This is a genomic window from Pseudomonas sp. GW822-FHT01E03, from assembly GCF_058802985.1.
The window spans coordinates 201,865-222,956 of sequence record NZ_JBXAOQ010000001.1; the positions used below are offsets into that span (position 1 = coordinate 201,865).

The following is a 21,092-nucleotide window of genomic DNA, read 5'->3' on the forward strand; positions in this document are numbered from 1 at the left end:
TGCCATTTGACACACGCCGACCATCCGGCAAAGCTGCATCGAGCGCCATCGCGCGCCGCAAGGCAATCGCACCTGGACCATGGAAGTCGTAATGCCGAAGCATAAAAATAAAGCTGCAACCCCAAACCCTGATTCGCAACCGACCCTGATCAACCGTTATCTGTTCCCTGTCACCATCGGCATCCTGCTGCTGGCTGTGGCGGGTATTGGCTGGTTTTTGCTGGGCAGTACACCGACGCCGCTCAAGCCAGTCCCCGTCAGCGCGCCTGCCGTGCAACCGGCCAAACCGCAACCGGTCGCTGTCAAGCCTGCGAAAATGGTCGATGAGCAACAATGCCAGGGCTGCCACGGCGAGCAGGTCAAGGACTGGCAAGGCTCCCATCACCAACTGGCGATGCAGCAAGCCAACGCGGACACCCTGCTCGGCGACTTCAACAACGTCACCTTCAAGGCCGAAAAAGAGACCACGGTGTTCTCGCGCAAAGGCGACGAATTCTGGGTCAACACGCCGGGTATCGATGGCAAGAATGCCGATTTCAAAGTCGCCTACACCTTTGGCATCGCCCCCTTGCAGCAATACCTGATCGAGGTCGGCGAAGGCCGGCTCCAGGCCCTCGGCGTGGCCTGGGATACCGAGAAGCAGCGCTGGTTTCACCTCTATCCGGGTCAGGGCGTGACCTTCAAGAACCCGTTGCACTGGAGCAAGCCGAGCCAGAACGCCAACTTCATGTGCGTCGAGTGCCACACCACCGGTTACAAGCGCAATTTCGATGCGGCGAAAAACACCTTCGACAGTCACTGGAACAGCCTCGGTGTCGGCTGCCAGGCCTGCCATGGCCCGGCGTCCAATCACCTGGAATGGACCGCGAAGAAAACCGACCTGATCCACGTAGGATTTGCCGTCGACCTCAAGGACAAGAACGCCACCGCCGAAATCGAAACCTGCGCCCGCTGCCACTCTCGCCGCGCGCCCCTGGACGATGGCTACACGGTCGGCAAACGGCTGATGGACGACTACCTGCCGAGCGTCCTGACCCGCGAGTTGTACGCGCTGGACGGCAAGATCAAGGACGAAGTGTTCGAGCACGGCTCCTTTGCCCAGAGCAAAATGTTCGACAAGGGCGTGCGTTGCAGCAACTGCCACAACCCCCACAGTACACAGTTGAAGGCACCCGACAACGGCGTTTGCCTGCAATGCCACAACACCGCTGGCAAAACCACCGTGGAAGGCGTCGACGGCAAGGGTCTGCAAGCGAAAAACTACGATTCCATCGAACACACTCGCCACACCATGGGCCTGCCGGGTTCGCAGTGCGTGGATTGCCACATGCCCGGCAAGTTCTACATGGGCAACGACTTGCGGCATGACCACAGCTTCAGCATTCCCAATCCTGAGCGAGCAAAGAAACTCGGTACGCCTGACGCCTGCCTGACCTGCCACAAAGGCAAGGCCGGCGACAAGGTCACCGAGCAGTTCAAGCTGTGGAACACCGCCAATGCCAGCACGGTACAAGCCCCTCGCTACGACGACAGCCTGTGGCTGATTCGCAACGGCCAGCCCGGCGCCGCGCAGGCGTTGTTCGAGCAACTGCAACGCAGCAACCTGCCGGCGATTCAGCGCGCGACGCTGCTGGCCGAACTGCCGGCGTACCCGAGCGAGCAGGCGTTGAAACTGGCTACCAGGGACCTGGGCAACCCGGCGCCACAAGTCCGCGAGAGCGCGGTGCGGGCGGTCAGCGCCTTTCTGCCGCCAGCGGAGCGCGCGCCATTGCTGACGCCGTTGCTGAGCGACCCGGTGCGGGCTGTACGCATCGCCGTCGCCCGGGACCTGCTCAGCGTGGCGCGCAATGGCTTGGGCAGCGCCCAGGACGCCTGGAATGCCGCCATTGCCGAGTACGAAGCGGTGCAAAAGAGTCTGGCCGAACGTGCCGAGGCCAACCTGAACCTGGCCATGCTCTATCAGGCCGATGGTCGCAGCGCAGAAGTCGAAGCTTTGCTGCGTACCGCCCTGCAGCGCGATCCGGACTTCTACCCGGCGCTGGTCACCCTGGTGCAATGGCTGGAGGCCAACGGTCGCAGTCAGGAAGCCCATGCCCTGCTGGCGCAAAGCCTCAAGGACCACCCCGACTCTGGCCTGCTGCAACACACTCAGGGCCTGGCGCTGATTCGTGCGGGCCAGGCCGCTCAAGCCATGCCGTACCTGCGCAAGGCCGCGCAACTGGATCCCCAGAGCGGGCAGTTCGGCTATGTGCTGGCAGTGGCCCTGCATGACAGCGGCAAGATTGACCAGGCGTGCGCCGAACTGGAACGGCTGTTGAAGGTGCAGCCGGCCAATCGCAATGCCCGGTTGTCGTTGATCCAGTATTACCTGGACAACGGCCAGGAGCCCAAGGCGCAAGTGCTGTTGCAGGGCTGGAAGAAAATGAACATGGGGGATCCGGCGTTGAAGTGACGGGAGATTCTTGTAGGAGCGAGCTTGCTCGCGATGGCGTTACAGGCGACGCGTTTATCCAAAAAAATCGCGTTTTCGTTGACGTCCATCGCGAGCAAGCTCGCTCCTACAGGGGCCGAATTCAGCGGCGCCTGAACAACGGCCGCGGCTCAATCACCGAACGCCCGTACAACACGCTCATCCCCGCCAATCCCTTCAATGCATCTTCTGCGGATTTGTCTTCACGCACGGCAAAGCTGTCGAAACCGCATTGGCGCATGTGGCTGAGTTGATCGCGCAAGACATCGCCGATGGCGCGCAACTCACCGGCCCAACCCAATCGCGCACGCAGCAGATACGCCTGGCTGTACCCGCGGCCATCGCGAAAGCTCGGAAAATCCAGGGCGATCAAGGGCAGTTGGGTAAACCATGGCTGAAGGCTTTCCACTTCATCGTCCGGCCCCAGCCACACGCCGTTTTGCGACGGGTTTTCCAGCCAACGGCTCAGCGGCAGAATCGTTGCACCCACGGGCAGCGGTGCTTGCGGGTCGCGCACGAGCTTCCATGGATCATCCGCGACAATCCGCGCCACGCCCTCTTCCAGCCGCAACAGATTGTTCATGCCGACACCTCCAGCACTTTCGCATAGACAGCCTCCTTGAACGGCTCTAGCCCGATCCGTTGGAAGGCGTCGACGAACAGTTCTTCGCTCTCGCGATAACGCACGAAAGTGTCGATGATGCGCTCGATCACCTCGGGCACTTCGGCGGAGCTGAAGGACGGGCCAATGACCTTGCCCAACGTACTGTTCTTGCCCTGGGCGCCGCCGAGGGTGATCTGGTACCACTCGGTGCCGTTCTTATCGACCCCCAGAATGCCGATGTTGCCGATGTGATGGTGACCGCAGGCATTCATGCAGCCGGAAATATTCAGGCTGATATCGCCCAGGTCGTGCAGGTAGTCGAGGTCTTCGAAGCGTGCGGCAATAGCCTTGGCGATGGGGATCGACTTGGCGTTGGCCAGTGCGCAGAAGTCACCACCCGGGCAGGCGATGATGTCGGTGAGCAATCCGGCGTTGGCGCTGCCCAGATTGTGTCCGCAGGCCAGGCGCCACAGGGTGAACAGATCGGCCTTGGGCACGTCCGGAAGGACGATATTCTGCTCATGGGCAATGCGGATTTCACCGAAGCCAAAGCGCTCGGACCACTCGGCCACCGCCTCCATCTGCTCGGTGGTGACATCGCCCGGTGGCGCAGCGCTGCCGGGCTTGGTCGACAACACCACGCTGGCATAGCCCGATATTTTGTGCGGCTGCACGTTACGCTGCACCCAACGAGCGAACGCCGGGTTTTCGGCCAGGTGCGTGCCGAAATCGAGACTGGTGTCGGACAGATCACGATAGGGCGGTGCGACGAACGCACTGGCCACCCGCTCGAACTCGTCAAGGGTCAGTTGCGCCGGGCCATCCTTGAGGAACTGCCACTCTTCTTCCACTTCCCGGGCGAAGGCCTCGATGCCCAGGGCTTTGACCAGAATCTTGATTCGCGCCTTGTACTTGTTGTCCCGCCGGCCATGGCGGTTATACACCCGCAGCACCGCCTCTACGTAAGACAGCAGGTGCTGCCACGGCAAGCCTTCGCGGATCTGCACGCCGAGTATCGGCGTGCGCCCCAGACCGCCGCCCACCATGACTCGCAGGAGCATGTGTCCTTCGGAGCCTGGGTAAAGATAAAGGCCGATGTCATGCATCATGATCGCCGCGCGGTCCTGCTCGGCCGAGCAGATGGCGATCTTGAACTTGCGCGGCAGGAACAGGAATTCCGGGTTGATGGTCGACCACTGCCGCAGAATTTCCGCCAACGGTCGCGGGTCAATCATTTCGTCGGCCGCAACCCCGGCAAAGGCTTCGGTGGTGATGTTGCGCACACAGTTGCCGGAGGTCTGGATCGCATGCATTTCCACCTCGGCCAGGCGTTCGAGGATCGAAGGCACCTGGGCCAGTTCGATCCAGTTGAACTGCATGTTCTGCCGGGTGGTGAAATGGCCGTAACCGCGATCGTAATCCCTGGCGATGCTCGCCAACGTCCGCATCTGCCGGGCACTCAGCGTGCCGTAGGGAATCGCCACTCGCAGCATGTAGGCATGCTTTTGCATGTACAGGCCGTTCTGCAGGCGCAATGGCAGGAACTCTTCTTCGTTCAGCTCACCGGCCAGAAAGCGCTCGACCTGATCACGAAACTGCGCAACTCGTTCGAGCACCAATGCCCGGTCGTAGTCGTCGTACTGATACATCTGGCTACCTCATCAGAATTAGGCACAGAACCCTGTAGGAGCGAGCTTGCTCGCGATGGAGGTCAACGAAAACGCGAACCTCCTGGATAAACGCGTCGTCCTTGACTCCATCGCGAGCAAGCTCGCTCCTACAGGGGGCGCAAGTCGGGCTCTGCGGCTCGTTTCGAGGTAACGACTATGAGCTTGCGGCGCAGTACGTTACAGATTCACTTGAACTCTAAAAAACCGTATCAGATCACGCTGGACCGCCGCAGGAGTGTCGAAAAATCTGATCCGCACAAATGAATTTTTCCTGAGTCTGTTTTGTTTTTACCGGTGTTTTTACAGTGCACGACTTTGCAACCGTGGAAGCATTGACCATGAGCACAACAACTATCGGACAGGCCTATAACTACAAGGTCATCCGCCAATTCATCGTGGCGACCGTAATCTGGGGCATCGTGGGGATGGCGATGGGCGTGTGGATCGCCTCGCAACTGGTGTGGCCGCAGATGAACCTGGACCTGCCGTGGACCACCTTCGGCCGCTTGCGCCCGCTGCACACCAGCCTGGTGATTTTCGGTTTCGCCGGCAGCGCGCAATTCGCCGCCAGCTATTACGCGGTGCAACGTACCTGCCAGGTGCGGCTGTTCTCGGACACACTCGCTGCCTTCACGTTCTGGGGCTGGCAGTCGGTGATTGTGGTGATGCTGATCACCCTGCCGCTGGGCTACACCACCACCAAGGAATACGCCGAAATCGAATTCACCGGCGCGGTGTGGATGACCGTGGTCTGGGTTGCGTACGCCGTGGTGTTCTTCACTACCGTAGTGCAACGCAAGACCAGACACATCTACGTCGGCAACTGGTTTTTCGGTGCATTCATCGTGGTCATCGCCATGCTGCACGTGGTCAATCACCTATCGATTCCAGTCGACTGGTTCAAGTCCTATCCGGTGTATTCCGGGGCCACCGACGCCATGGTGCAATGGTGGTACGGGCACAACGCCGTGGGCTTTTTCCTGACCACCGGTTTCCTGGGGATGATGTATTACTTCGTGCCGAAACAGGCGGGCCGGCCGGTGTATTCCTATCGCCTGTCGATTGTGCACTTCTGGGCGCTGATCACCCTGTACATCTGGGCCGGCCCGCACCACTTGCACTACACCGCGCTGCCGGACTGGGCGCAGTCGCTGGGCATGGCCATGTCGCTGATCCTGCTGGCGCCGAGTTGGGGCGGAATGATCAACGGCATGATGACCCTGTCCGGTGCCTGGCATAAGTTGCGCACCGACCCGATCCTGCGTTTCCTCGTGCTGTCCCTGGCGTTCTACGGCATGTCGACCTTCGAGGGGCCGATGATGGCGATCAAGACCGTCAACGCCCTCTCCCACTATACCGACTGGACCATCGGCCACGTGCATGCCGGGGCGCTGGGCTGGGTGGCGATGATTACCTTCGGTGCGACCTATCACATGGTGCCGAAGGTATTCGGGCGCGATCAGATGCACAGCACGCCGCTGATCAACCTGCACTTTTGGCTGGCGACCATCGGCACCGTGCTGTACATCGCCTCGATGTGGGTCAACGGCATCACCCAGGGCCTGATGTGGCGCGCGATCAACGATGACGGCACGCTGACCTACTCCTTCGTCGAAGCCTTGCAGGCAAGCCATCCGGGATTCGTCGTGCGCTTTGCCGGCGGGGTGTTCTTCCTCAGCGGCATGCTGCTGATGGCCTACAACGTGTGGCGCACGGTGCGGGTAACGGACGTGGCGATAGCCGAACGCGAGGCGCGGTTTGCCTGATGATTGAAGTCATATTGAACATTCTGGGTGTGGCATTTTTGTGGTTCGCCGTCGAGTATTGTCTGCGCCACCAGACAGCCGAGAGCCTGGACGATGCAAGCCTGATCCCGTTTGCGGATGACCCGGAAGTGGCGCGGCGGGTGGAATTGGCGACCGGAAAAACCGTTAGAACACTGCCGCCGCAAGAGGCGAACCCGGATTGGGAAACCCTCGATATCTGATGTGGCACCGATTACTGTGGGGGCAAGCTCGCTCCCACAGGGTTGTATGTCGAGATTTCAGGCACGCTCCCGGGGAATCAGGCTTTGCAGTTGTTGCGCCAGGAAGTTTGCATCGAACTCAAAAGTGTCCGGGTCTTTCAAACCATTGGTCTTGCGCCACTGCCAGCCAGTGGATGGCGGCAGACACACCAGTGACACGCTGCCATAACGTGCTGCTGTAAAGCCCATCACCGCCACGGAAATCTGCCCGCCGACACCCATCACCTCCGGCACGAATTCCACCGGTTTGCCAGCGATCAGGATGCTCAGCTTTTCGGTCTTGAACGGAGAGCTCTCCACCAGAACACTCGGCCCCGACGCGACGTACACTTCGCGGTTCACTTCGAGCAGGTCAGGTGCCTTGACCGGTTCCAGCCACTGCTGGATCTGATCGAACAGCGCACCAATGCGCTTCGCCCACTCGGCCGATTGCGACTCGAACACTTGCTTTTTGTGCGCTTCGCTTTCGGCGTAGTGGCGAAGCATTTCGCCCAGTTGCTGTACATCGTCCATAGCGGTGTTCCTTTGGTTGAAGCGGTGTTGCGGATATCAAGCATGGCAGATGCGCGTGGCGGGCGTACGAGTAAAAGCGTGAGCGGTACTGCCACCGCCGGACCGAATGTGCAGGAGGCGGTGGCTTTCGCCCTGGGCGACTGACTCAACCGGCCTTGGGCGTGCGGCGCAGGCGCGCCATGCTCAAGGTGTCCACCAGCACACCGTCACGCACGGCGTAGTCACGGAACAGGCCTTCGGTTTCGAAGCCGAACTTGCGGTACAGGGAAATGGCCGCTTCGTTGTCGGCATACACCGAAAGCTCGATGCGCTGCAGATTCATCCAGTTGTCGGCGATATCCAGCGCCGTCGCGAGCAGCTTCGAGCCCACACCCTTGCCCTGCCACGCCACTGCAACGCCCATGCCGAAACTGCCAGCATGGCTGCGACGAATGCGTGAGAACTGCTCCAGGCCAATGTTGCCGATGACCGTGCCTTGATGCAGGGCCACCACTTTCACCAAGCGTTCGTTATCCAGCGCCAGGCGACTGCGCCAGAGTTCGGTGGACTGAAACGGCATTTGCAGGGTTTGACGGGCGATGGCCGGGTCGTTGTACAACGCCGCAACGCCTTCGATATGGGATTCGTTGAAGCGTTCGAGGGTAATAACGGGTTCGGTGGCTGGCATGGGTGAATCATCCTTGAAGCAGACATGGCCGTTCACTCTACAACGCGACCTTCGCGTGTGGCGAGAACCAATGTGGGAGCGGGCTTGCTCGCGAAGGCGGTTGACCAGTCGTCTTCAATGTCGGATGTGATGGCGCCTTCGCGAGCAAGCCCGCTCCCACATTTTAATCATGCTCAGCTTTCGAACCACTCCCGGCGCTCGCTGAAAGTGTTTTCGATCAATTCGACGATCACCCGTACTTGCTCGTCGTCCCTGGAATCAGCATTGATCGCCATCCACACCTGACGCCGCATAGGCTGGTCAAACAGGCCCGGCAAGGCAATCAGCCCGCGGTCGAAGTGGCTCATGTAGTGCGGCAGCAGGCCGATGCCGGCACTGCAACGGATCATCTCCAGCATCAGCTCCCAGGATTGCAGTTGCACCACCCCGGCCGGGCGCTGATCCACCAGCGTATTCCATGGCCGGAAGCTTTCAACCTGGCCGTCCTGCCGCCATTGCACCAGGAGAAAATCGGCCAGGTCATCCAGGCATTCCGGCCTGGAGGCAACCCGCGAGTAGCGCTTGGCAATGTGCGGCAGGTAATCGAGTTGCGCCAGGCGCCGGGGTTCGGTGGTGGCAAAGCTCGGTCCCGGCAACGGCGATCCGGTCTCGCCCAGCCACACCACCACGTCGGCGCTGACCGCCTGCAAAGCCAACTCGCTGTCGAGCGTCATGATCTCCAGCCGAACGCTGGCGTTGCGCCGCAGCAGTGCAACCAGGTCGCGCCCGAGAATGTCATGCAGGATCGAATCCGCCACGGCCAGGCGAATCAACGGCTGCTCGACCACCGGCAAACCGCGCTCATGGGCCAGGGCGATCAATTGTGCGTGCAAGCGCAAGCCATCGCGGCTGAGGCTCAAACCATTGTCGCTATGGTTGAACAGCGAACATTGGAGCTGCGTTTCCAGCAGCACCAGTTGCCTGCGCAGGCGGGTGGTCTTGATGTTGAGACTGCGGGCGGCCTGCATGAAGCAACCGCAACGGGCGCTGACGGTGAAACTCAGCGCCAGTTCGGGGTCGATAGCCGCCGCCAACTGGCGCCAGGACGCATTTTTATCAATAGCTACACGATATTCCGCAGCCCCCTGGTGGGCGCTGGCTTCCATTAATGACATCGAGGACTCCCTGTCGATCTGACACTGACAGGTGCATCCTGCGGATCGTTCATGAACCTGCTGTGACAATGACTCAGGCGCTGGGTGTCTGCCGAAAGCTCACGGCCAGGCGATTCCAGCTGTTGATGGTGGTAACGGCAATGGTCAGGTCGACCATTTCGCTTTCACTGAACTGCTCCCTGGCTTGCGCGTAGACATCGTCCGGCACATGGCTTTCGGAGAGCAAGGTGACCGCCTCGGTCCAGGCCAGCGCGGCTCTTTCCCGAGGATTGAAAAAGTTGCTGTCGCGCCAGACCACAATGGAATACAGACGCCGGTCGCTTTCGCCCAGGCGCCGTGCATCCACCGAGTGCATATCGGTGCAAAAGGCACAGCCATTGAGCTGCGAAGCACGAATCTTGATCAGGTGCAGCAGGCCCTGCTCGATACTCAGGCTGCTGGCCAGGGCCTCCATGGCGATCATGGCTTTCATCGCTTTGGGCGACGCGCTGTAGTAATCCAGGCGGGGGTTCATGGGGCGATCTCGTGCAGGCGTGATGTGAACTTCACGGTAGTCGCTGGCTCGGGGGCATGACAGATCCAATCAGGCGATTTCCCCGGGGACCACCGCCGCCAGACCAATTGACGGTTTTTCCACTGCACAACTTCTGTACCACAAGCGGATAGGGGTAATCTTGCGCGACGCACACGCGCCCAACAGCCCCGGAGCCTCGCCGGTATGGAACTACATGTTGTCATCAACGGTCGCAAGGACCTGGCCGGCCAGCTGTACAACCAACTGCGCAGCGCTATCGAGTCCGGTCGCCTGACCGCCGGGACACAACTGCCCCCCAGCCGCTTGCTGGCCGAACAACTGGGTATTTCGCGCAAGACCATTTCCGACACCTACGCCCAACTGACTTACGAAAACTTCCTCACCGGGGTGGTCGGCAAAGGCACCTATGTCAACGCGCGCTCGTCGAAGGTGCAGCGTAAACAGAACCACACCGAACTCGGCGGCTTCGAGGTGATCGAGTACTGGCGCAACCTGCCGGTGTTTCTGCGTCATCCGACCCTGGAAGGCTCGCTGCGCTACGACTTCATTGGTGGCGCCACCAGCAAGGGCCAGTTTCCCCAGGATGACTGGCGGCGCTGCACCTCTCATGCACTGCGCCAGATTGCCGGTTCCAAGGGCTTATACAGCCAGCCCGAGGGCTTGCCGGCGCTACGTAACGCCATTGCGCAGCACATCGCGTTCTCCCGCGGGGTCAATTGTCAGGATGAGGATGTGGTGGTGTGCAACGGTGCGCAGCAGGCGCTGGACCTGATTGCCCGGGTGCTGATCAGTCCGGGCAGCCTGGTCGCCATGGAGGACCCCGGCTACCCGCCGGCGCGCCTGCTGTTCGGCACCCATGGCGCCACGGTCATTGGCGTACCGGTGGACGCCGAAGGCATTGTGGTGGACCAGATTCCTCGCGGTACGCGCCTGATCTACGTCACCCCGTCGCACCAGTTCCCGCTGGGCATGCCGATGAGTCAGGCGCGCCGGGAAGCACTGCTGGCCAAGGCCCATGAGTTGGGTGCGATCATCATCGAGGACGACTACGACAGCGAGTTCCGCTATGAAGGCCGCCCCACCGATTCCCTGCAAAGCATGGATGAACGGGGAATCGTCGCGTACGTCGGGACGTTCTCCAAAACCCTGTTACCGGAACTGCGGCTCGGCTACGGGATCCTGCCGCCGGCGATCCTCGAGGCCGTGGTGCGCGCCAAGCAGCTCACCGACCTGCACACCTCGACCCTGCCCCAATGGGCGCTGGCCAAGTTCATCGCCGAAGGTTGCCTGCTCAAGCACATCCGGCGCTGCCATACGATCTATGCCGGGCGCCGCGAGCGGATCCTGGCGCGCATGGCCGGCGATCTTTCGCCCTGGCTGGAGGCGGTACCGTCCACTGCCGGCTTCCACATGGTGGTGATGTGCAAAGTGCCGATGGATATTCCATTGGTGATCGAACTGGCGAAAAAAGTCGAAGTCGGGCTATATGCCATCGACAGCTTTTTCTATCAGGAAACGCCCAGGGCCGGGCTTTTTTTCGGTTTTGGCGCCATCGAAACCCTCGACATCGACATCGCCCTGGACCGTTTGCGCGACATCCTGCAGCAAGTGGCCTGACGGATTGGCCTGCGGTTTTATCCGGGGATTGGCTATTGGCGGTCCCGGGGGCCGGGCCTATCCTGCATAGGCGTTATCCCTCAATGAGCAGGATTCGTCCGGCCTGATTCAGGAGTGTGAGCAATGTCCCATGAAGTGATCAATACCGTACAGGTACAAGCCGCCGCCGGGCGCTCGGATGAACTGGGTAAGCAACTGCAAAAGATTGTCGAAACCCTGCGTGAACTTCCCGGGTGCGAATCCTATATGGTCGACCGCTGCCCCGAGGACAGCAATCGCTGGACCGTCAGCGCCCACTGGCAATCGGAAGAGGCCATGCGATCGCATTTCAACAGCCCGCAAGTCCAGGGTTTCATCGACCTGATCGATTGCCAACTGGCCAACTCCGTCGACTTCAACAGCTTTCCGATCCGCTAGGCCCCCCCTTGTAGGAGCGAGCTCGCTCGCGATGGTCGTCAACGATAACGCGTGCTTCCTGGTTAAACGCGGCGAATCTGAATCCATCGCGAGCAAGCTCGCTCCTACAGAATTACCCCCCGCTGGAGCGAGCTGCCCAGACATTGGTCCCCTGGCCTTCCCGAATATTGGCTGTTTGATTGCCCCTCGCGGCGGACTAGATTGGTTCCTGACCACTTATCCAACGCAGGTAATGAACCATGAACGTATTGCGCTTCTGTGCCGCTCCCCTTGTTGCCCTGACCCTGACCATCGGTGCCCCGGCATTCGCCCATGAAGCCGGTGACCCCTCGGAAAAAGTCACGGTATTGCAGGACCACATGCTGAAAAACGTGCCGGGCAAAAAAGCGCTGATGATCGAAGTCGACTACAAGCCCGGCCAATCGTCCATTGCCCACAAGCACGACGGTACAGCCATGGCCTACGTCCTTTCAGGGTCTGTCACCTCTCACGTGAAAGGCGAGAAAGCAGTGACGTACAAGGCGGGCGAATACTGGTACGAAGCAGCCGGCTCCGAGCATCTGGTATCGAAAAACGCCAGCGTTACCGAGCCTGCCAAGTTGCTGGTGTTCATGGTGTTGTCGCCGGACGAACAGGTGCTGGTCCCCCTGAAAAACTGATCGCTGATCGAATAGCCATAAATAAACACGCCCAAATTCGCTATTCGGGCGTTTTTAATTCCCGGGGCAATTAACCCGACTTGTTTAAACCAAACAAAACTATGGGCCGGCCAATAAGCACGCAATTGGCTATTTCATTCTTCACTTTGCGGTTTAGTCTGGAGCAACTGCCGAACACTTGCGGCAATTCCAACTTCCTTACTGATGTTGTTTCACTGGAGTAACACAATGAAACTTGCATTTGTCAGTACGCTTACCCTATCAGCTGCGCTTTTGGCTGGCTGCTCGGTTCCCACCGCACCCTCTGCGGGGCCTTCGCTGGAAAGTGTGTTCACCGAACCGGTCGGCCGCAGCAACGCGACTCGTATTCCCAACGGCAGCAATGTGGCCCTGGGCGTGGTGTACAGCCAAAACACCCAGGCTAACCGTGCCTATCTACAGGATTACCAGGCCAATGCCGGCACGGGTTTCGGCCAGAGTCTGCTGGTACGGGAGATCCACGACGCCTATGTCGCCACCTCCAGACCCGACCTCGCGGTGGATTGGGTCAAAGCCTCGCTTCAACGCCAATTCGGATCGGTCACCGTGTACCCGGACATGCAGAGCCTCAAGGCGGCGAAACCGGATGTGGTAGCCATTGTCGACAGCCGCAGCCAATTGATCACCTCGCGCAGTTCGGACGTCGAGTCCAAAGTCAGTGCCGATTTCTATGACAGGCACTTCAACTACATTGGCACCGCACAAGGTTATGACGCCAGAGCGCTCAGCCCGGTATGGGCGGACTATAAACGCAGTGAAGAGATTGTTGCCGATATCAACGAGCAACAAAATGTGCAAGTAAGGGCATTGCAGAAGTTTGACCAGTCGCTCAGCAATTTATTGACTAGCCCGACAAGTAACGTCTCGATGATCCACCAGACCTCAGAGCGGAAATTGTATTAAGACTAAGGCAGATAATGTGAGTAAACCCTGACCAGGACAGGAAGGGTTTGCTCACAATTAATCAAAACCATGACTTTCGATTAGCGCTATCTTTAGATCCGCGTTAAAGCGCGACCAACCGTTTTCTACAGACAGGGAAGTCTCAATGACTAAAGACCAGGAAAGATCCTTCATTGCCCGCATCAAGTGCAATGGTGTCAACATGACATTTTTTGACCAGATATTGAACTCGAGGCATTTTGAACCTCAGAGACTCAAATCGCCGATCCCGCCAAATATAGTGTCTACCTTCGAAGCCTATGATCCTGTAAGCCGAGAACTGCTCCCTGTAGGTGGCAGAAAAAGGCCGGCCATGGTCATCCACTTCTGGTGTTATGACGACTACTACAACATGCAGATTTTGAGCGAAGCCTACTATCAAAAATATTTTAGCAAGAACGAACATGGCGTCCTGGGCGCCTTCCCGGCCGCCGGCGGTGATACCACCTCCTTCAATTTGCTGGACAGCAATCAGCAAATCATCACGCTTGATGATTTGAGCGGTGACACAGCCACCGTTCACTTGAAAGCACGCAACGCCGCCATTATCAAAAAAGAAATCTGGCGTGATCCGGCGTACAGCAGGTGCTTCACCGACAAGTCCGGCGACATTGCCAAGTTCGAGCTGGAAATTCTGGAAAGGCAGGTCTCTTCGCCCGCAAGCTCTACACCCTACAACTGAGTTCCAAACATGGGCCCGCGTGTTGTCTTGCCCCTTGAATGAAAAAAGCCCCGCATCTCTCGATGCGGGGCTTTTTCATTCAACGCCTGATCAGGCAGCCGGTTCCAGCTCGGCGGCGGCGACGGCGGCAGGCACCACCGCTTGACCGCTCAACGCCAGGTCCAGCAGTTCGCGGTTGGCCACCGCGTACATGGCGTAGTCGGTGCCGCTGGCGGCACGGATTTCCACCAGCATGGCACGCCAGCGTTCGATCATGCCTTCATGCTGCTGCATCCACAGGTCCAGGCGTGTTTCCACCTCCTGGGAACCGTCGCCCTGTTGCAGGACCGAGATGGTGATCGCACGTTGCTGCCAGTCGACATCATCACGGAACGCTTCACGGGCCAGGGCCTGCCAGTTGTTTTCAACCGGCAGAGCGCTGATCTGTTGCAGGTACCAGGTGATGTCCAGTGCACTGCCCACGGCGAAGTAGGCCTTGGCCACGTCGGCAGGATCCTGGCCGGTCACGTCGGAAGCCTCGATGATCGGCAGCAGCGTATACAGGTGCGTGGTGCCCGCCACCATGCGCGCCAGCAACTCCGGTACACCGGCTTCGACGTACGCCTGATAACGGGTCTGCCAGGTTTCGCGGATCTCGCCACTGAGCAATTCGTCGAGTTTGAGGCCCAACGCCGCCAGATGCGGACCGAAGTGCGCGACGTCACGGGCAGCGTTCTGCTCGTTGCGACGGGCACGCAGGAACCAGCGCGTGGCGCGACGGCCCAGGCGCATCAGCTCGTCCATCAGTTCCAGTTGTACGTCGGCGGAAACCTTGTAGTCCAGGTTTTCAATCTGACGGAACCAGTGCGGGAGGTGGAAAATGTCACGCACGATCACATAAGCACCGGCCACGTTCGCCGGGCTCATGCCGGTCGACTCTTTGAGTCGTTGAACGAAGGTGATGCCCATGTGGTTGACCAGATCGTTGGCAATCTGGGTGCTGACGATTTCGCGCTTCAGACGGTGACGACGCATCGCCGCGGAGAACTTGCTCACCAGTGTTGGCGGGAAAGCGGTTTCCATGTCGCGGGTCAGGTAGTCGTCGTCCGGCACCAGGGAGCCCAGCAACTGCTCCTTGAGGTCGATCTTGCTGTACGAGATCAGCACCGACAGCTCGGCACGGGTCAGGCCATGACCTTCGGCGATGCGCTCGTTGATCGCTTCTTCGGCCGGCAGGAACTCGATGGCGCGATCCAGCTTGCCGCGACCTTCCAGGTCGTTCATCAGGCGCTTGTATTCGGCAATCCGCGGCAATGCACGGCGGGCTGCCAACGACAGGGCCTGAGTCTGCTTGTAGTTGTTACCCAGCACCAGACCACCGACTTCGTCGGTCATGCTCGCCAGCAACTCATTACGTTGCTTGTCGGTCATGTCGCCGGCCTGAACCACTTCGTTGAGCAGGATCTTGATGTTCACTTCGTGGTCGGAGCAGTCCACACCACCGGCGTTGTCGATGAAGTCGGTGTTGGAACCGCCGCCATTGAGGCCGAACTCGACGCGACCCAGTTGGGTCATGCCCAGGTTACCGCCCTCGCCCACGACTTTGCAGCGCAGTTCGTTGCCGTTCACCCGCAGTGCATCGTTGGCCTTGTCGCCGACATCGGCGTGGCTTTCGCTGCTGGCCTTGACGTAAGTACCGATACCGCCGTTCCACAACAGATCCACCGGTGCCTTGAGCAAGGCGTTGAGCAGTTCGGTCGGGGTCAGCTTGTCGGCCTGGATATCGAAGCGTTCCTGCATTTGCGGGGAAATCGCAATGCTCTTCGCGCTACGGGAGAAAATGCCGCCGCCTTCGGACATGAGGCTGGTGTCGTAGTCCGACCAGGCCGAACGTGGCAGGTCGAACAGGCGCTGACGCTCGGCGAAGCTCGACGCCGGCTCAGGGTTCGGATCGATGAAAATGTGCAGGTGGTTGAACGCTGCGACCAGTTGCAGCTTGTCGGACATCAGCAAGCCGTTACCGAACACGTCACCGGCCATGTCGCCGACACCGACCACGGTGATGCTGTCTTCCTGGACATTGATGCCGCGCTCGCGGAAGTGGCGCTGTACGCCGACCCACGCGCCCTTGGCGGTGATGCCCATTTTCTTGTGGTCGTAACCGGCCGAACCACCGGACGCAAACGCGTCACCCAGCCAGAAACCGTAGTCGATGGCGATGCCGTTGGCGATGTCGGAGAAGGTCGCAGTGCCCTTGTCCGCCGCTACGACCAGGTACGGGTCATCGTCGTCATGACGCACGACGTTGGCCGGCGGCACCAGGGCGCCGTCCTTCAGGTTGTCGGTGATGTCCAGCAGGCCCGAAATGAAGATGCGGTAGCAGGCGATGCCCTCGGCCGCGATCTCGTCACGGCTGCCGCCCAGTGGCAGGCGACGCGGCAGGAAGCCACCCTTCGCACCCACCGGCACGATGACCGAGTTCTTCACTTGCTGGGCTTTTACCAGGCCCAGGACTTCGGTACGGAAGTCTTCTTCACGGTCGGACCAGCGCAGGCCACCACGGGCCACGTTGCCGAAGCGCAGGTGCACGCCTTCGACGCGCGGCGAGTAAACGAAGATTTCGAACTTCGGTACAGGCTTGGGCAGCTCGGGAATCAAGTGCGGGTTGAACTTGAAGCTGAAGTACGACTTGTTATGGCCGTTGGCGTCAGTCTGGTAGAAGTTGGTGCGCAGGGTGGCCTTGATCAGGTCCAGGTAGCGACGCAGGATGCGGTCTTCGTTCAGTACCTGGACATCGTCCAGGGCGCTGAGGATCGCGTGTTCCAGGCGTTGCTGCTTGTCCCCCAGATCTTCGCCGGTCAGCTTGCGCGCCAGGTAGAAACGGGTCTTGAACAACCGGGTCAGCTCGTGAGCGATATCGGTGTGGTTGTTCAGGGTGCTGGCGATATAGCCCAGGTCGAAGCCCAGACGGATCTGCTTCATGTAGCGGGCGTAGGCACGCAGCAGCGCCACGTCGCGCCATGGCAGGCCGGCGGTCAGTACCAGACGGTTGAACCCGTCGTTCTCGGCATCGCCACGCACGATGTGGACGAATGCGTCCTGCAGCGTGTCGTTGAGCTGCTGGATGTCGAGTTCCAGGCCTTCGGCGGCGGTGAACGCGAAATCGTGAATCCAGAACTCGCGGCCACTGTTGTGGCGCAGGCGATACGGGAACTCACCCAGCACGCGCAGACCGAGGTTTTCCAGGATCGGCAGCACGTCGGACAGCGCCAGCGGGGTATCGGCGTGGTACAGCTTGCAGTGCAGCATGCGCTGGCCGGAAACCTGACCCAGCGGCTGGTAGAAGCTCATCACCAGCGGATTTTTTTCGTTGAGGCTCAGCAGGTGCTGCATGTCGACCACAGCCGAGTGGGCTGCGAAACGCTCGCGGTAACCGGCCGGGAAGCCTTTCGGGAAGTCGGCCAGCACGTTGGTGCCATGGGCTTCACCGAAGCTTTCAACGGTCAGGGCGGCGTAGTCGTCCTGCCAGCTGCGGCAGGCCTGCACCACTTCTTTTTCCAGCAGCAGCGGGTCGATATCGAGGCGGTTTTTCGGGTCGACGCGCAGAATCAACTGCACGCGGGCCAGCACGGACTCGGAGAAGAAGGTCCAGAACTCGCAGTCCGAGGCTTTCAGGCGATCCATCAGCACTTGCTGGATCTTCTGGCGCACTTCGGTGGAATAGATGTCACGCGGCACGTAGGCCAGGCAGTAGCAGAAACGGCCGTACGGGTCTTTGCGCAGGAACACGCGAATCTTGTTGCGTTCCTGGATCTGCACGATCGACATCACGGTGCTGAACAGCTCGTCCACCGGGGTCTGGAACAGATCGTCGCGCGGCAGCACTTCGAGCACCTGCGCCAGTTCCTTGCCCAAGTGAGCCTTGGCCTGGAAACCGGAACGACGTTCGATTTCCTCGACCTTGCGGCGGATGTACGGGATCACCCGCACGCTCTCGCCATACACCGACGAGGTGTACAGACCCATGAAACGGCATTCCTTGATGACCTTGCCGTCGGCGTCGATTTCGCGGATCGACACGTAGTCCGGGTAAGCCGGACGGTGTACACGGCTTGGGTGCGCGGCCTTGGCGAACGACAGCAGGGTCGGTTCGCGCAAGTAGTTCACGGCGTAGTCTTCGATGCGCAGGTCATCGTAGGTCAGGCCGGCACGCAGCAGCTTGGTCAGGCCGAGGAAGGAGTCCTTGTCGTAGACGATATGGCCGCCATCGGCTTCGTCGCTGACCACGAACTCTTCGTAGCCGAGGAAGGTGAAGTGGTTGCCCACCAGCCATTCCAGAAAGCTCTTGATTTCGTTCTTCTCGTCGCCATCGACGGCGAACTGGCTGTTGTCCAGCTTGGTCAGGATGTCCTGGACCTTGGCCTTCATCGGCTCGAAATCGCCGACGGCCACGCGGACTTCACCGAGCACCTGCTCCAGCTCTTTGCTCAGCACATTGAGCTCGGCGGTGTTGGCGCAGCGGTCGATCTCCAGGTACATCAGCGATTCTTGCTGAATGTCGTCGCCCTGGGTGCCTTTAGGCAGGATTTCCAGCAACTCGCCCTTGCTGCCACGACGCACGCTCAGCACGGTGGTTTGCAGGGTATGGATGCTGTAGCCGCGGCGGTTCAGCTCGGTACGCACCGAGTCCACCAGGAAAGGCAGGTCGTGGTGCAGCACTTCGACCGCGGTATGGGTCGACTGCCAGCCGTGGCGTTCGTAATCAGGGTTGTAGACGCGCACTTGCGGCTGCGCGTGATCAAAGCGCTCAAGCATGCGCCATGCAGAAAGGGTGCAGCCAGCAAGGTCGGACAACCGACGCTGGGTCAGCTCGTCAAGGGAAATGATGCCGAAGAATTGTTCAGAAAACAGCGCCACTTGTGGCAGTGCCTGTTCACTGATGTGCTGCGCCAGTGCCGCTTGCAGTTGGTGCTGGAAGTCGGCTTTGCTGGCTGCGGTGAAGAACGCCATCTGTGGTACTCCGCTTGGGCTTGTTATTGATGAAAGCGTCGCGTGCAAAACCGCTTTCGGGGTGGTCCGTCACCCGGTTCCTGATTCTCGGGCAGAGGAAACAGGGTGACAGGTGGGTGAAGCTGGACGAGACACTCAGGTCACATTCACCTTCCGTGAATGGGCATCTGCAAAAACGACTGGACTGCGTGCAGCGCAATGTCTTTACGGGTGCTCATCCGTTGCGCAGCTTAACGAGTGCGGCAAGGCCCGTGCTTGCGGTGCTGCGACATATTCGGTCAACGGTACGCTGCTCAACGCATGCGCATCGAACAACACTAGCATTCGCACAGGAAAATGACGGTTTTCCGTCCGGCTTTACGGGACATGCGTACCAGAAATGACCAGTAACACTCTGGCCGTCCACGACCCGGTCATTGACACTCGGACAAGCAGAAATGTGCGCGGGCTGGCAGAATCGCCCGTTATTGCGTTTACCACGCTCGTCGAACCAGGAATTTCCCATGAAAATGAAAACTGCCCTCTTGATCGTCAACCCTTGCGACGACGAAGAAGACAACATGGCCATGCTCTGCTGCCACAGCGACCAGGGCGAAATGTTCCTGATGAGCCGCTACCCGGATGAAGACGAGCTGGAAATCACCCTCGACGGCGAGCCTTCGACCCTCGACGGCGTGAAAGTCACCCTAAGCCCTTCCCTGCTGAAGATCGAAATTGCCGCGGCTGATGCCGATGCGCTCAACGGCGACGATGTACTGGAAATCACCTTTGATGCCGACATGGTGGATATGGATGAAGTTGAGCTGACCTTGAAGAACATTCTTGATGGCACTGGCACCTTCATTAGCCAGCTCTGAATATCAGCGCCTGTTCCGACCTCATCGCGAGCAAGCTCGCTCCCACATTTGATTGCATGCCTCAGTGACGGCGTGGTCCCCCGTGGGAGCGAGCTCGCTCGCGATGGCGTCAGTAAGCCCGCCACAATACTGAAATGGAACGAACCTCCAACAATTTCACCCATCTTTTCCCGCACTTTGCGCAAAATGCCGTTAGTCGCCACCCCCCGCGATGGATTAAAGTAACGCCCCCAGCCCTGGCGCATTTCGAACGTCCTCGGCCACCCTTTTGCAGGAACAGTCATCGATGGAACATCGTGAAGCGCTGCTAGCGCTGCGAACCTTTCTTTCAACGCAGATTCTCGGCCAGGAAAAACTCATCGAGCGATTGCTCATCGCCCTGCTCGCCGACGGCCATATGCTGGTCGAGGGTGCTCCTGGCCTGGCCAAGACCAAGGCCATCAAAGAACTTGCCGAAGGCATCGAAGCGCAGTTCCACCGCATCCAGTTCACTCCTGACCTGTTGCCGGCCGACATTACCGGTACGGAAATCTACCGCCCGGAAACCGGCAGCTTCGTGTTCCAGCAAGGCCCGATCTTCCACAACCTGGTATTGGCGGACGAAATCAACCGTGCCCCGGCCAAGGTCCAGTCGGCCTTGCTCGAAGCCATGGGCGAGCGGCAAGTCAGTGTCGGGCGCAGCACCTACGAGCTGTCGCCGCTGTTCCTGGTGATGGCCACGCAGAACCCGATCGAGCAGGAAGGCACCTACCCGTTGCCGGAAGCCCAGCTTGACCGGTTCCTGATGCACGTGAAAATCGGCTTTCCCGATGCCACTGTCGAGCGCCGGATTCTGCAGCAAGCCCGTGGAGAAGCCCTGAACGGCGAAGCGAAGCCTGAGCGTCGGGTTACTCAACAGACGATTTTTGTCGCGCGCAAGGAAATCCTCGGTCTGTACATGGCCGACGCCGTGGAGGAGTACCTGGTACAACTGGTCATGGCCACCCGCACCCCGGCCAAATTCGATCCGGAGATGGCCGAGTGGATCGCCTACGGCGCCAGCCCCCGAGGTTCGATTGCCCTGGACCGCTGCGCCCGCGCCCACGCCTGGCTGGCCGGGCGTGATTTCGTCAGCCCGGAAGACATCCAGGCCGTGCTGTTCGACGTGCTGCGCCATCGCATCATTCTTTCCTTTGAAGCCGAAGCCGCTGGCATCGATCAGGACCGTGTGGTCCAGCGGATTCTCGACGTCGTAGCCGTCGCTTGACCCCG

At 59.8% G+C, this 21,092-nt stretch carries 17 protein-coding genes; 10 read left to right on the top strand and 7 right to left on the bottom strand.

Annotation, left to right across the window (positions count from 1 at the left end):
• Positions 1-91: 91 nt before the first annotated feature.
• A complete protein-coding gene (locus tag AC1RP7_RS00865) occupies positions 92-2,452 on the top strand; it encodes a tetratricopeptide repeat protein (RefSeq protein WP_493180850.1) in 2,361 nt (786 codons plus the stop codon).
• 121 nt (positions 2,453-2,573) lie between these two features.
• Here the strand turns inward: AC1RP7_RS00865 and AC1RP7_RS00870 are convergent, their stop codons facing one another.
• Positions 2,574-3,053, bottom strand: coding sequence for a DUF934 domain-containing protein (locus AC1RP7_RS00870; RefSeq protein ID WP_057714987.1), 480 nt, complete (start codon positions 3,051-3,053; stop codon positions 2,574-2,576).
• Positions 3,050-4,723 (bottom strand): nitrite/sulfite reductase, encoded by a 1,674-nt coding sequence (locus tag AC1RP7_RS00875; RefSeq protein WP_493180849.1) that lies wholly within the window; start codon positions 4,721-4,723, stop codon positions 3,050-3,052. Before AC1RP7_RS00875 ends, AC1RP7_RS00870 begins: the two co-directional genes overlap by 4 nt.
• A gap of 359 nt (positions 4,724-5,082) precedes the next feature.
• Between AC1RP7_RS00875 and ccoN the strand changes: the two genes are divergently transcribed.
• Together ccoN and AC1RP7_RS00885 are read left to right on the top strand one after the other, a co-directional pair.
• Positions 5,083-6,510: a cytochrome-c oxidase, cbb3-type subunit I gene (gene ccoN / locus AC1RP7_RS00880; RefSeq protein WP_493180848.1), complete on the top strand. Its 1,428-nt coding sequence runs from the start codon at positions 5,083-5,085 to the stop codon at positions 6,508-6,510.
• On the top strand, positions 6,510-6,731 hold the full coding sequence (locus AC1RP7_RS00885) for a cbb3-type cytochrome c oxidase subunit 3 (RefSeq protein WP_150813829.1): 222 nt from the start codon (positions 6,510-6,512) through the stop codon (positions 6,729-6,731). Before ccoN ends, AC1RP7_RS00885 begins: the two co-directional genes overlap by 1 nt.
• Positions 6,732-6,788: 57 nt before the next feature.
• On the opposite strand, the gene AC1RP7_RS00890 is transcribed toward AC1RP7_RS00885, so the two are convergent.
• The 4 genes from AC1RP7_RS00890 to AC1RP7_RS00905 all read right to left on the bottom strand — a co-directional run bounded on the left by AC1RP7_RS00890 (position 6,789) and on the right by AC1RP7_RS00905 (position 9,618).
• Positions 6,789-7,283 carry a hypothetical protein gene (locus tag AC1RP7_RS00890; protein WP_154908955.1) on the bottom strand — a complete coding sequence of 165 codons (495 nt, stop codon included), beginning with the start codon at positions 7,281-7,283 and terminating at the stop codon, positions 6,789-6,791.
• Between the two features lie 145 nt (positions 7,284-7,428).
• Positions 7,429-7,950 (bottom strand): GNAT family N-acetyltransferase, encoded by a 522-nt coding sequence (locus AC1RP7_RS00895; RefSeq protein ID WP_407515389.1) that lies wholly within the window; start codon positions 7,948-7,950, stop codon positions 7,429-7,431.
• 173 nt (positions 7,951-8,123) lie between these two features.
• On the bottom strand, positions 8,124-9,104 hold the full coding sequence (locus tag AC1RP7_RS00900) for a LysR substrate-binding domain-containing protein (protein ID WP_493180847.1): 981 nt from the start codon (positions 9,102-9,104) through the stop codon (positions 8,124-8,126).
• A gap of 73 nt (positions 9,105-9,177) precedes the next feature.
• Entirely contained in the window at positions 9,178-9,618 is a 441-nt protein-coding gene (locus AC1RP7_RS00905; RefSeq protein ID WP_057714994.1) for a carboxymuconolactone decarboxylase family protein, read from the bottom strand.
• A gap of 204 nt (positions 9,619-9,822) precedes the next feature.
• On the opposite strand from AC1RP7_RS00905, the gene pdxR reads away from it, so the two are divergent.
• The 5 genes from pdxR (at position 9,823) to AC1RP7_RS00930 (ending at position 13,995) form a co-directional block, all read left to right on the top strand.
• Positions 9,823-11,256, top strand: coding sequence for a MocR-like pyridoxine biosynthesis transcription factor PdxR (pdxR, locus tag AC1RP7_RS00910; RefSeq protein ID WP_057714995.1), 1,434 nt, complete (start codon positions 9,823-9,825; stop codon positions 11,254-11,256).
• Between the two features lie 123 nt (positions 11,257-11,379).
• Positions 11,380-11,673: a putative quinol monooxygenase gene (locus AC1RP7_RS00915; RefSeq protein WP_057714996.1), complete on the top strand. Its 294-nt coding sequence runs from the start codon at positions 11,380-11,382 to the stop codon at positions 11,671-11,673.
• A gap of 239 nt (positions 11,674-11,912) precedes the next feature.
• Positions 11,913-12,332: a cupin domain-containing protein gene (locus AC1RP7_RS00920; protein WP_340316314.1), complete on the top strand. Its 420-nt coding sequence runs from the start codon at positions 11,913-11,915 to the stop codon at positions 12,330-12,332.
• 228 nt (positions 12,333-12,560) lie between these two features.
• Positions 12,561-13,274: an ATPase gene (locus AC1RP7_RS00925; RefSeq protein ID WP_493180846.1), complete on the top strand. Its 714-nt coding sequence runs from the start codon at positions 12,561-12,563 to the stop codon at positions 13,272-13,274.
• Positions 13,275-13,419: 145 nt separating this feature from the next.
• Entirely contained in the window at positions 13,420-13,995 is a 576-nt protein-coding gene (locus tag AC1RP7_RS00930) for a hypothetical protein (RefSeq protein WP_493180845.1), read from the top strand.
• A 90-nt stretch (positions 13,996-14,085) separates the two neighbouring features.
• Here the strand turns inward: AC1RP7_RS00930 and AC1RP7_RS00935 are convergent, their stop codons facing one another.
• Positions 14,086-18,984, bottom strand: a complete 4,899-nt coding sequence (locus AC1RP7_RS00935) for an NAD-glutamate dehydrogenase (RefSeq protein WP_090455035.1) — start codon at positions 18,982-18,984, stop codon at positions 14,086-14,088.
• Positions 18,985-19,487: 503 nt separating this feature from the next.
• Here AC1RP7_RS00935 and AC1RP7_RS00940 point away from each other — a divergent pair.
• A complete protein-coding gene (locus AC1RP7_RS00940; protein WP_057715001.1) occupies positions 19,488-19,841 on the top strand; it encodes a hypothetical protein in 354 nt (117 codons plus the stop codon).
• Positions 19,842-20,127: 286 nt separating this feature from the next.
• The gene (locus tag AC1RP7_RS00945) at positions 20,128-21,087 is read left to right on the top strand and encodes an AAA family ATPase (RefSeq protein ID WP_057715002.1); all 960 of its coding nucleotides are present in this window, start codon (positions 20,128-20,130) and stop codon (positions 21,085-21,087) included.
• The last annotated feature ends 5 nt before the right edge of the window (positions 21,088-21,092 follow it).